Annotated in this window: 8 protein-coding genes and 1 tRNA gene; all 9 read right to left on the bottom strand. The window is 40.5% G+C overall.

The window, feature by feature from the left end; translation table 11 throughout:
* Positions 1-64: 64 nt before the first annotated feature.
* On the bottom strand, positions 65-3,379 hold the full coding sequence (locus tag B3C16_RS10205; RefSeq protein ID WP_291131374.1) for a T9SS type B sorting domain-containing protein: 3,315 nt from the start codon (positions 3,377-3,379) through the stop codon (positions 65-67).
* Positions 3,380-3,570: 191 nt separating this feature from the next.
* Positions 3,571-4,770 (bottom strand): hypothetical protein, encoded by a 1,200-nt coding sequence (locus B3C16_RS10200; RefSeq protein ID WP_291131372.1) that lies wholly within the window; start codon positions 4,768-4,770, stop codon positions 3,571-3,573.
* Between the two features lie 177 nt (positions 4,771-4,947).
* Positions 4,948-5,562, bottom strand: coding sequence for a hypothetical protein (locus tag B3C16_RS10195; protein ID WP_291131370.1), 615 nt, complete (start codon positions 5,560-5,562; stop codon positions 4,948-4,950).
* A gap of 1,000 nt (positions 5,563-6,562) precedes the next feature.
* Positions 6,563-8,014 carry an FAD-dependent oxidoreductase gene (locus B3C16_RS10190; RefSeq protein ID WP_291131368.1) on the bottom strand — a complete coding sequence of 484 codons (1,452 nt, stop codon included), beginning with the start codon at positions 8,012-8,014 and terminating at the stop codon, positions 6,563-6,565.
* Positions 8,015-8,016: 2 nt separating this feature from the next.
* Positions 8,017-10,179 (bottom strand): methylmalonyl-CoA mutase, encoded by a 2,163-nt coding sequence (gene scpA, locus B3C16_RS10185; RefSeq protein WP_291131366.1) that lies wholly within the window; start codon positions 10,177-10,179, stop codon positions 8,017-8,019.
* Between the two features lie 43 nt (positions 10,180-10,222).
* Entirely contained in the window at positions 10,223-11,581 is a 1,359-nt protein-coding gene (locus B3C16_RS10180; RefSeq protein WP_291131364.1) for a methylmalonyl-CoA mutase subunit beta, read from the bottom strand.
* Positions 11,582-11,590: 9 nt separating this feature from the next.
* The gene (locus tag B3C16_RS10175) at positions 11,591-11,944 is read right to left on the bottom strand and encodes an FtsB family cell division protein (RefSeq protein WP_121313269.1); all 354 of its coding nucleotides are present in this window, start codon (positions 11,942-11,944) and stop codon (positions 11,591-11,593) included.
* An 11-nt stretch (positions 11,945-11,955) separates the two neighbouring features.
* Positions 11,956-12,564, bottom strand: coding sequence for a uridine kinase (udk, locus tag B3C16_RS10170; protein ID WP_121313271.1), 609 nt, complete (start codon positions 12,562-12,564; stop codon positions 11,956-11,958).
* A 406-nt stretch (positions 12,565-12,970) separates the two neighbouring features.
* A tRNA-Pro gene (locus B3C16_RS10165) sits at positions 12,971-13,048 on the bottom strand.
* Between the last annotated feature and the right edge of the window lie 104 nt (positions 13,049-13,152).

Here is a 13,152-nt window from a genome sequence, read left to right as displayed (position 1 = left end):
TTTGTTTTTTAAACAATTGATGTTTTTAATTTTATTGAAGATAGTCAAAGTGCTTTAAATTATTTTATCGTTGCAGTGTAAAATGTCCTTTCAATACTCGTCCATCTTCCCGATGCACCACAAACCAATAGTCATCGGAAAATAATTGTTTCCCATTGAGGGTTCCGTCCCAACCGACACTTCCGGAAGGAAATCCGGTGATAAGTTTTCCGTAGCGGTCATAAATATAGACCTGAAAATGGGGTTCATTTTCCGAATGCTTGATGTACCATGTTTCGTGAATCCCATCGCCATTGGGCGTGAAATAATGAGGATAATTAAGCAACCAGACTTCCTGAGTTACCACCCTACAACCATTGGTGTCACGAACATATACGGTATAAAGTCCGGGTGTCAATTGCGTAAAACTATTATCAATTTGGTAGTTAGTACCATCTATAGAATATTCAAAGTTACCCGATTGGGTTGTAATCACAGTAATACTATTTTCATTAGCGGTCCAGTCATGCAACTCAATGCGGTCAATCTCAGGAACGTTCACTATCGTTACCGTAATGTCCTTTGAAACTACACAGGTTTGCGGCACATTGTTACAAGCACCATAAGTGTTCGTTGCTGTAACAGTGACATTGGTAGTGCCCAACTCACTGATGGTAATAGAATCAGTGTTTAACCCGTTAGACCAAGCATAGGTGGTGGTGGGAAGATTGCCCACACCGGCATTCAGAACAACAGGTTGGCCGTCACAGAGAGAATATACTGAGCTTAAAGGAATAGCAGGGTTTTGACCACTAATGAGGTCAAAAGAGCCTGTTTGGTAACAATTGGGAAACTGATTAAAAATCAATCTCACATAAATGGTTTGAGGATTGGTCGTAGGGTTGAAAGCAGTGATATTGGTGATAGGGCTGGTATTGTTATTGGCATTGGTTTGGCTTGTAAAATACGTAATTGTGTAATTGGCTGGAGATTGGATGCCCAAAATTGTAGCGGCTTGCGATGACAAATTAAAAGTTTCATTGCCTGTGATTACAGTAGAACAGCTAACCAAATTACAAGTGGGATAGACAATAACGAGGGATTCCAAATCTGAAACATCAAAGGTTCGTATAATGGTGTTACCACAATTGTCTTCGATTTGAAATTTATAAATGGCAGGGTCTAAATTTAAAAAAACGTTTGACGATCCATTATCAAGAAAAAATGGAAAACCATCCTTTTCTACAATAGTGAAATGCAATGGAGGTTCGCCGCTTGTAAAAAGAATTACATCAAGGTTTCCATTGGTAGAGCAGGGTACCCGATACACATCATTAATAGCCAGAACCCTATCAAAAGTCAATTCAGGAGATAAGATTTCTACGCAATCTTTGATTGAATTAGGGACCAAATTGTTATTTATGTCGCTACCATTATTAAAGGAAGTAAAATGGTGAACTATTCTGAACCTACCATTAAAAACCAAGTTTAGATTGGTAGAATTGTTTTCCAACTCAATCCCTGTAGTGGAATCAGGGATAGCGCCAGGGCTATAGGGCACTTCGGTTTCGGGATGTCCCCAGGTTCCGGTTACGGGGTCAAGTAATTTTTGCAGCCAAAAGGTTTCATCAACAGTTAAATTGCTCATAAAGTCAAGAGGAACGTCAAAAGCTCCACAACCTACAATTATCGAAAAGTTGCTAACGGTTACCGTATAACCATCAATGGATATAGGAGTGTTGTTGGTAAAACCGCAATCGTCTACTGTTCTGAAGGTATAATTTCCGGCAGGCAGATTGTTTAAATAAAGTTTCCCTGAAGCTACTATATTATTGGTCACATCATAAGGCAAAGGAAACGGAAAGTTAATAGGCGCATTGGTAATTATTGCTGAAGTCAAATTGCCGTTTCCACTACTAAGTTCAATAGAACTACTGCCACGGCCACAACCATGTAATATATTAGTCGATATTCCCCGATTAATATAGACCGGAACCGTGACTAAAAGCGGATCATGAACATAGCCGCATTCGTCTGTGACTACTACAGTATAATCTCCAACCGGCACCGGACTAACCACTAAAACACCTCCGGCATTTATAAAAGCACTTACATTATGCGGTAGCGGAGAAGAATAAGTTGTTGGCGCAACCGTAATGACAGCGTCGACAATTTTCCGACCCGTAACAAATGCTATGATTTGTCCATTGGTCGATTGACAACCATTGTTGTTCCCAACTATATTAGCCAACGGAGGGTCGTTGGTAACTTCAAATTCTATGGTTTCAGTTTTGCCGCAAGCATCGGTAACGGTGACAGTATAATTGCCAAACGGCACCGATTGAGTGTCGCTCCCAAAGGTGACGCTCGGCAGGTTATAGGGTCCGGGATAAGCACTGTTGAAATCAGTAGGAATAAACCCCGGAGGGAAAGCATCAAAATTAAGCGTATAGGAACCACTAAAATTGGCAACATTCAATACAAAGAAATACTTGCATTCCAAATCCTCGACGGTTGCATCCATCGTAATGATATTACTTATCTCAAAATTGTTACTGTAGGTTATGCCGCAGGCATCGGTAATAATCATTTCATACGTATAGTCATCATTGATGAAGGTGGGAAAGGTATGCGAAAGCACCGCGGATGTTGGGTTGCCGGAGTTTAGTACCTCTGTATGGGTTGTAGTGCCTCCCGGTAGGTAGATTATATACGTTATATTAAGTGGGTAAGCAATAACATTACCTCCGGCCGGCGTTAAGGTATTGGAAACAATGACGGAAGTACAGGAAGGAGGTACAGTATCAGAATAAACCGGACCACCAACGCTGAGATTATTGGGGCTGACCGTAACAATAAAGGTTTGAACCAAGGCATTCCCACAATTGTCAATTACTCTTATTCTGTAAGTGCCGGGCGGAACTCCCGAAAATGTATTGGATGTTTGAACCGGAAAAGTAACCGGACCAAAAAAGATTTCATAGGTGGTCGCTGAACCGGAACTGACAGTAACCGTAACATTACTATTGTTAGAACACGCCTGATTGAGTACCTGAACCGAATAATTCAAAGGCGTAACCGTACTGTTGATGGTTACATCGATTTCCTGAGTGGTGGTCGTGCCGCCTACAGTTTCTCTTGCAATGATGCGGTAAGTACCGGCGGTGAGACCACTAACGACATTAGTGGTTACCGAGGCATAAGGTGTAGTAAGATTGGGCAATTTATAAACGACATATACGATGGAGCCGGTTGGGTCAGGATTGGAAACAGTAAAGGTTAGGGTTCCGTTTCCGGCACAAGTTTCATTGGTGGAGGCCACAGAAAAGGTAAAGCTAAAGCCGGTTATGGGGCAAAGCAAAAGCAGTACAAGGGTTAGTCTGTAAAACCATTTTTTCATAGCATCGTTAGCGTAATTAATCTAGGATAATATTTTTTTCCTGACAAATTAAGATTTAAAAGTATGAAATTTAGATGAATATGAGAAAGTTAAAACGTATTTTAACCTCTTAATTGACATGGGTTTTGGTTTTTAAGAACAAAATTCCATGCTTTTTTTGGAATGGAATGGTTTTCTAAGTTGTATGTTATTTAGTTTAAATTACATTGTTGCTTTATAATCACAACATTCCACTCGCCATTTTCCTCTTTGATCAGCATTTCTACCTGAATCTCTTTTTCATAAACAGAAAAAATCAATTTCTGAATGTTCGCTACTTTGTAATTTGTCAGTTTTCTTTGGTTCTGATTGAGAAACGGATGCTTGTTGAGCTCTATTTCTTGCAACGCTTTGAACGCATTGGGATTATCGTTTTTAGCTAAAGTAAGGGTAAACTCCACACATTTTTTACGGATAGTATTGATGGTTTTCATCTCTATTCGAGTAGGATTTACTTCAATGAGGCTATCGGTTCGTGTCATGGCTTTGGTTTTTTCATCAACATTGTATACTTCCAAGATTTCCTTAGGAATCATCACGCTGAGTGCACCTTTAGGGATGGCAATAGTAGTTTCATAACTGACTACTTCGTCTATATAATCTGAAGCATTTTCACTGGCATATTTCCTGAAGAAGCCTAAGAAATTTTGCATTTCTTTTTTTTGGTCTTTGGTTTTGATATAAATGTCATATAAAACACTCGAGCAGTATTTGTTGGTTTGTTGGTAAACCTGAGTCACGATACTTTTCAGGAGTGATTTATCGTTTTTTTCATCGACTACTATTTTAACTTTAGCCTCTTTTTTTAAATCATCGGTCAACCTTTGGATAGCGGTTTTTTTCTTGTCGTTCCAATCTGAGATGTATCGGTTGAGAAATTCAGCCAAAACCTGTTCTTCCGAAAGATTAAAAATCATCAAGCCCAGTTCATATTTTTGTTTAAAGTTCTTTGGGTCATATGCATTGGGGTCAAAGCTTCTGAAATAGGCCAATATTCTGAATTTCTGTTCCATTTGAATATTGACCGGCACAGAAAAATCGGGTTTGTCTTTGTTAACCATAAGTTCAAAACCGGAATTGCCGAGCTTAAAGCTGTTTTGTCTTTTAAAAATTAAACCCATGCTCTGAAAAGAAGCATCACCTCTTGGATTGGCAGAATGTTGTAAATCTTTATAAAATACGGCTTGGGTTAGGCTTTTTATCCAAATGTCATAGTAATTAAAATGACTCGGCATTTGCTTATCAAAAGGTTCCGAAAAAAGATTTTTTAAGGATGGATAGTATCTGTTGGTGTTTTGCGCCGATAGGGTAAAGGCGAATAATAAACTTGTTGTTAGTAGTATTCTTTTCATGTGTTTTTATCGAAGGGAAAACCATTTTGTCAAACCACTTTTTAGGGTATTTGATTTGGGGCAACATTAATTTCCCGCCAATTTAAGATTTTATAGCACAATGTCGAACAAAATAAAAAAGAAAAGCTGTCAGTAACGACAGCCTTTCGGTAAATGCATCAATGTAATACTGATGGCTTATTCTCCGTAAACAATTTCAATGATATCACTAGCCAAACCGATTTCGACATCATCAATAACCCCGAAGGCTCGGTATTCCCAATGCTCAGGTTTATTGGGTTCGCTTAAAACCGGTTGGTATTCAAAAGGACTTTTAGTGGCTCGGGACAAAAAGGTGAAGGTAGAGGTGCCTTTTTGACGCCTATAAATATTGATACCGTCAGTATTGGTTTTCTTAAACCTGATGAGTACTTTACCTCCCGACAATTCGCCTCTAATTACCGGTTTAAAAGTGGTAGGGTCAAATACTGAATCGGCTCCTATGATTCCTAAATCTTGTCCGATAGTGGTGTTATAACCGGAAGCCATTTTGTGGCGGGCAATTTCAAAGCGCAGTTCGCCTCCTTGAGTGTTGATGGTCGTGTCTCGGGTTTCCAAGGCAGCTTTGTACAAATTTTTCTGAGTGTTCGCCGCATTGATGGCATCAATAATAGATTGACAAAGGGCAATCTCGGCAGTTACTTCAGCAGGGGTAAGCCCTAAGGCAGTTGCATGGATAGCAATTTTTTCTTGGTAATTCGTGGCCCAAATCGCTAATACAGATTTGGATCTCGGGAAAAATGGATTTTTCATGTTTTTAAAAGTTTAATTAGTAATTACATTTATTACTCACTGACACCAACTCCTTCTTACAGGTAAGGGTTTTTTCGTCCTCAAGATTGCGTGTCAAGTACTAGTGTTTCATGTAATTCCTTTAGGGTTAAACTTTTATAACGCACTGTTTGATATACAGATAACGCAAAAAAAGCACAAATAGTATGCGTGCCTATTAAAAAAATAAGCCATTCCTTATAAAATAAGCCTTCCGGTGGAAAAATTTGTGCTGATTTTTTCCGGAGCAATGGTTTTTTTAGTCAGGATTGCACTGTTTTTAGTTAGGATTGTGCTGTTTTTGGTAAGGATTGTACTGATTTTGGTAAGGATTGTACTGTTTTTGGTTGGGAATGTTGTGTTTTTAGTTGGGATTGTGGTGATTTTGTTTAGGATTGTGGTGTTTTTGTTTAGGATTGCACTGATTTTGTTTAGGATTGCACTGATTTTGGTAAGGATTGTACTGTTTTTGGTAAGGATTGTGTTGTTTTTGTTTAGGAATGTGGTGTTTTGAGTAAGGATTGTGGTGTTTTTGGTTGGGATTGTGGTGTTTTTGTTTAGGATTGCACTGTTTTTGGTTGGGATTGTACTGTTTTTAGTTAGGATTGTGGTGATTTTGTTTAGGATTGTGCTGTTTTTAGTTGGGGCGGAAGGGTTTTGTATGAAAAAAATCCCGCTAGGGATTAAATAGCGGTAGAAAAGAATTTTATATTTAGAATAAATCCCTTTAGGGATGATATATTTTACATGGTTTTTTAAAAAAAATACCTTTCATCATTTATTTAATCCCTAACGGGATTTTTATCTCTGATTGATTTTTTTTCTACCGATATTTAATCCCTAGCGGGATTATTGCTTGACAGGTTTTTTTAAACCTGTCTAGTCTAGTCTTCCAACAAAACTTCCAAAATACTAATAGCAACCTCACTAATTTTCGTTCCTAGGCCAAAAAACGCAACAGCTCGCAAAGATGTCAATAGGATTAAATACTATCACGCAAACAACGTCCTCTCGGTTCATCACCTTCATGGAGCACCATTTCAGAATGTAAGAACTGTGCAGCGGCTTCAGATGCAGCCACTTTGATAGCACTACGCGCTAACATTTCTGATTCAAATCCGGTCAAGATACTTTTTCGCACACCAGCTTTTTTCCATTGAGATGAAGGCCTGCATCCCTTTGCTATTGCCCGGGCCAGCGCAAGTGCATCGAGTAGTGCCTGGTTTGCCCCTTGTCCTTTAAACGGGCTCATAGGGTGAGCGGCATCTCCAATCAGGGTGAAGGCGCCACTTTCATCCAACAATGCGGAATCGAGTAATTCCCGGTCATACACCGGATAGGCGGATAGGTGCGTTTCCGGGGTGCTAGCCATAATTTGAGGAATAGGATTGTGCCATTGGGTCCTACGGCAGGCTTCCTGCTTGAGTGCGGGAATGCCTTGAGCACAAAGCGCTTTCGCTTCATTTTCAGGCATTGGGTAGCTCAACTGCCACATTACGGAATCTGACGCATAAGGCATCATATATATACGCTCATGGCCATTGGCCGTTTGGAATACTGTAGCCGAATCGAGCAAAGAAGTGTCATGACCTTCAAGTGCCGCTAAAGGACAAATCCCTAATATCACAATACAGCCAAGATAGCGCAAAGGGGTAACGTCCTCACCAATCAACAGATTGCGCACCGTACTGCGAATGCCATCGGCACCCACCACGAGGTCTGCCTTGGTCGTTTTTATTTGGCCGTTCACTTGAAAGCTCAGGTGAACACCTTCGCCGTCAACTTCCTTAAAACCGGTTAGCTGATGGCCCCATTGTATTATCTCATGTCCGTCGAGTTGTTTCAGCAGCGCAGCACGCAACGATTGCCTTGCGATATGTATATTTCTGCGTTTTAGGGGTTTTTGGGAATCGGAGCCCAACCATTTCCTCATGCCCCATTCCCCAATTACTTTTCCTTCGGTGGTGTGAACCAAATGTCTTGTCGAAACCACGCCTTCTTCCAATGAAGAAATACCCAATCCGGCAATGGCTTTACTGGCTTGTTGTAAAGTTAGTCCATAGCCCTGGGCTCGGGCATCAAAGCTGTTATCACGTTCATAAAGGGTAAAAGGGATGCCGCGGTGCAAACAGGCCACGGCCAGCGCAACGCCACCTATACCACCGCCAATAATGGCCACGTGTGGGTAGTTTTCGGTATCGGCAATAGGAGGGAAGTCAGTCGCTATCAGTCCGGAGCCGGAACAATTAGAGCAGGTGTCGAGATGGGGTTTAGGGAGCGCAGGAGCTGTTCCTTCGCCTGTTTTTTCGAACTGATCTAATGCTGCCTGAAATTCGAGCCGCACTTTCTTTCGAAGCCTACGACTTTTTTTGCCAAGTCCTTGACATTCTTCGCAGATGGTCCAGCTGGTTTTTTGATTTTCTTCCTTTTTCACTGTTACTCTTCTAACAGTACCTCAAGAATATTTATCGCAGCCTCACTAATCTTAGTTCCCGGTCCAAAAACCGCCACGGCTCCGGCATCAAACAAGAATTGATAATCTTGCGCCGGTATGACACCGCCAACAATGACCATAATGTCTTCGCGACCGTATTTTTTGAGTTCTTCGATTACTTGTGGAACGAGGGTTTTATGTCCGGCTGCCAAAGACGAAACACCTAAGATGTGCACGTCGTTTTCTACCGCTTGTTTCGCTGCCTCTTCCGGGGTTTGGAATAAGGGACCAATGTCTACGTCAAAACCTACATCGGCATAACCGGTGGCTACAACTTTGGCTCCACGGTCGTGACCGTCTTGTCCCATTTTGGCAATCATAATACGCGGACGACGACCTTCTTTCTTCGCGAAAGCGTCGGCTAATTGTTTGGCTTTTTCAAAGCTCTCGTCATTTTTAATTTCTTTACTGTACACGCCGCTAAAACTTCTGATTTGTGCTTTATAGCGTCCGAAAATTGCTTCCAAGGCATCACTGATTTCTCCTAGTGTGGCTCGGTTTCGGGCTGCTTCTACGGCTAAAGATAACAAATTATTGTCATTCCCATGTACATGGGAACCTGTTGAATTGTTCTGCCAGGTTTTAGCACAGTCGGTTAATTTAGCCAAACATACTTTGACTTTATCATTGTCGCGTGTGGCTTTGATGTGTTGTAATTGCTCGATTTGTTGTTTGCGCACCATTTGGTTATCGACATCCAAAATGTGTAATGGATCTTCTTTGTCCAAACGGTATTTGTTGACACCCACAATAATATCTTGTGAACTGTCGATACGGGCTTGCTTGCGCGCAGCAGCTTCTTCGATACGCAACTTCGGAATTCCGGCTTCGATGGCTTTGGTCATGCCGCCTAGTTCTTCCACTTCTTCGATTAATGCCCAAGCGTTAGAGGCGATTTCAGCGGTTAAACTTTCAACGTAATAACTGCCTGCCCAAGGGTCAACCGTTTTACAAATTTTAGTTTCTTCTTGTAAAAATATCTGCGTGTTTCTGGCAATTCTGGCCGAGAAATCGGTGGGTAACGCAATCGCTTCATCTAAGGCATTCGTGTGCAAAGATTGTGTTCCGCCAAAGGCAGCAGCAGCAGCTTCAACAGCAGTTCGCGCCACATTGTTAAACGGATCTTGTTCGGTTAAACTCCAACCCGAGGTTTGGCAATGCGTTCTGAGTGCCAATGATTTTTCGTCTTGCGGATTGAATTGTTTTAGGAGTTTTGCCCACAACATTCTTCCCGCACGCATTTTGGCAATTTCCATAAAGTGATTCATACCGATGGCCCAAAAGAACGATAGGCGTGGAGCGAACTCATCGATTTTCATTCCGGTAGCCAAACCAGTGCGGATGTATTCTAGGCCATCGGCTAAAGTGTACGCCAACTCAATATCGGCAGTAGCTCCGGCTTCCTGCATGTGGTAACCCGAAATAGAAATCGAGTTGAATTTTGGCATTTTTTTACTCGTATATTCGAAAATATCGGCAATAATTTTCATCGAAGGCGTTGGCGGATAGATATAAGTATTGCGCACCATAAACTCCTTCAGAATATCATTTTGTATCGTTCCTGAAAGCAGTTCCGGTGCCACGCCTTGTTCTTCGGCAGCGACAATGTAAAACGCCATGATGGGCAAAACCGCTCCGTTCATGGTCATCGAAACCGACATTTCACCTAAAGGAATTTGGTCAAACAACACTTTCATATCTTCTACAGAATCGATTGCCACTCCGGCTTTTCCAACATCACCAACCACACGTTCGTGGTCGGAATCATAACCTCGATGAGTAGCCAAATCGAAAGCAACGGATAGTCCTTTTTGTCCGGCCGCTAAGTTTCTGCGATAGAACGCATTACTTTCTTCGGCAGTAGAAAATCCGGCATATTGGCGAATCGTCCATGGGCGACGCACGTACATGGTAGCATATGGTCCGCGAAGATTTGGCGCAAAGCCTGCTCCGAAACCCAGGTGCTCTAAATCGACGATGTCTTCTTTAGTATAGGTTGGTTTGACTTCGATGTTTTCGGCGGTGAGGAAGTTGTCGGTTGTCGGTTGTCGGTTGACCGTTTCCGAGTCGCTTTTTAAGGTGATATGTTGGATGTTTTTTCTCATGTTGTAAGGTGCTAAGGTTCTGAGGGACTAAGGCGCTGAGGTTTTATTCTTGTGCCAGTCGTTCCTGCTCCAGTTTCTCGGCTAATCTTTTTTCAATAATCGGAGTGATTAAAGTTTTGCGCGGATTTTGTTTTACGAAGGGATACAATTCCAAGTCGTGTTTCATTTTGTCGTTTTTGTTAGGGTATTTGTTGGTGCCCAATAAAACTTCTTTGCCGCTGTCAAACAATTCCTGTTCTTTAGCTGCGCTTTCACTGATTTTCTTTTGGATATTGCTTTCGATTAATTGGGTAATCAAACCGCCATTGGCTTCGATGTACTTGAATAACAACAAGGCTTTTTCAGCTAATTGTTCGGTCAAAGATTCGATATAATAAGCACCATCGGCAGCGTTGTTCACTTTGTCGAAGTAGCTTTCGTGTTTTAAAACTAATAGTTGGTTACGCGCAATTCGGTCGCCAAATTCATTGTCTTTATGGTACAATGCATCGTAAGGCAAATTGGCAATACTGTTGGCACCGCCCAAAATCGCCGACATGCATTCGGTTGTCGTACGCAGCATATTGACGTTGTAATCGTATAAAGTTTTGTTGCGTTTGGTTGGTGTCACGATAATATGGCAATCGAAATCATGGTTGTATTCCTTTGCTAACGTATTGAATAATAATCGCAGCGCACGTAATTTGGCGATTTCAAAAAAGTAATTGGTGCCAACGGCTACTTCAATGGTTATAGGCTGATTCAGATTTTGAATTCTGTTAAAATATTCATTAATGTGTGCCAAAGTGTACGCCAATTGTTGTACCATATTAGCACCGGCATTTTGGTAAATTCCGCTACTGATATTTAAGAAAGGAGTAGTTGCTTTAGAAGCAATGGTATTCAATTTATCAAAATCTTTGTCTAAGTTTTCGAACCAATTGCCGTCTCTAACCAATTGCCCGATAGGATCTATTTGGAGGAATATACTGGCGTTGTTTTTTGTTTTGAAATCATCGACTTTATTTACGAAATCGATTGAAAGGAAAGGCAAATAAAAAAAATATTGGGTTTTGCCCAAAGGAAGATTCTCCATTAATTCTTCCACTGCAATCGAATCGTTCTCAATCGTAAAACGAATACTTTCGGCACCGCGATTTAAAGTGTCTAAAGCGCGTTCGTTTGACTTTTTGACATCGTGAACGAAAATATTTTGAAGAATCGAAAAGGCATTTTCGTTTGCAGTAATTTCAAATTTGGTTTCCGATTCATCGTTATGATAGAAAGGTTTCACTTTGATTCCTTCGGGACTTTCCCAAACTAAAGTTTCGTTATAATCGGCACCTTTGAGTTCGTATTGAATTTGTTGTTTCCATTGTTTGGAAGACACCGTTTCGAATCCATTGAATAAATTGTCAGCCATGGTTAGCAGTTATAAAGATTTTGACTTGGATTGTTCTTCTTTCAGAGAATCTTCCTCAAATTCGATGATGTAAACGTCTTCGCTGTCGCGTTTCATATAGTATTTTTCGCGGGCGTATTTTTCAATCTGGTCAGGATTTTTGAGGAGTTTGATGTTCTCTTGGTCTTTTCTGATTTCGTCCTGATAGTATTTTTTGTTGTCTTCTAATTCGTCGAGTTGTTTGTTCAACACTCGTTGTTCCATATAGGAAGTATTGTCTATAAAAAGCATCCACACGATAAAAAAACACAACACTATAACATATCGGTTTCCCAAAATTTTCAGGATAGGATAGTTATCGGTTAGGTTTTTAAAGAAGCTCATGTATGGTTTTTTTAGGTAATTCTTTGGTTGATTACGGCACGAACCACATCAATGGCAACCGTATTGTATTTATCGTTTGGAATGATGATATCGGCAAACACTTTGGTTGGTTCTATGAATTGTTGGTGCATTGGTTTTAAAGTCGTTTGGTAACGATTTAATACTTCTTCCATATCACGTCCGCGTTCGGCGATGTCTCTTTTTAGTCTTCGGATTAAACGTTCATCAGAATCGGCGTGCACAAATACTTTGACGTCAAATAAATCACGAAGTTCAGGATTGGTTAAGATTAAAATTCCTTCAACAATCATTACTTTTCTAGGATGTGTAACAATACTGTCATCGGTTCTGTTGTGCGTGATGAAGGAATACACCGGTTGCTCAATGGTTTTGCCTGCTTTTAGATCTTTTAAGTGTTGTACCAAAAGGTCAAAATCGATGGCGCGAGGATGATCAAAATTGATTAAGGCTCTTTCTTCAAAACTTAGGTTATTGTTTACCTTGTAATAAGAGTCTTGAGAAATGACCCCGACTTCCGTTTCGGGTAATTCATTCATGATTTGGTGAACTACGGTTGTTTTTCCACTTCCTGTTCCTCCGGCAATTCCGATAATCAGCATATGTTGTTGTGTTATTTTTACTGAGAACAAAAATAGAAATTATATCGGAAGAGAATTTGATTTTTTAGAGAAAAGAGAAAAGAAAATAGAGAAAGGGAAAAAGGAGTAGGAGACTTTAAGAAATTGAGTAGTTTTAGCAGGATTACCTATTCTGAGATAGAGCTCTATTACAAGTAAATCCTTTTGAATGTTCCATTCAAATTATTTTTCATTTTAATAATACCTTCAACGAGTTGAGGTATTCTCTGTGCAGGATTGGATATCCTGAGATAGGACTCTATTACAAGTAAATCTTTAAGCAGTTTTGACAAACTGCTGGTCTTTTTTATTTTAAATGAATTTTCAGGTAAACCTGAATTCATTTGAAATAAAAAATCCCTTCTGTTTTGCAACAGAAAGGATTTACTGGTCGGGGTGGCAGGATTCGAACCTGCGGCCTCCTGCTCCCAAAGCAGGCGCGATAACCGGGCTACGCTACACCCCGAAAGCGAGTGCAAATATAATGCTATTATTTATTTTTCAAAGCATAATATAAAATTATTTTTTGATAGCTTTTTATGATTTGAGGAGATTTAATTTTTCATTTTA

Origin of the sequence: Flavobacterium sp. UBA7682, assembly GCF_002482945.1 — a bacterium.
In the GTDB taxonomy this organism is placed as follows: domain Bacteria; phylum Bacteroidota; class Bacteroidia; order Flavobacteriales; family Flavobacteriaceae; genus Flavobacterium.
The sequence above is the reverse complement of the archived record's forward strand: the minus strand, read 5'-3'. Positions and strand labels throughout refer to the sequence as shown.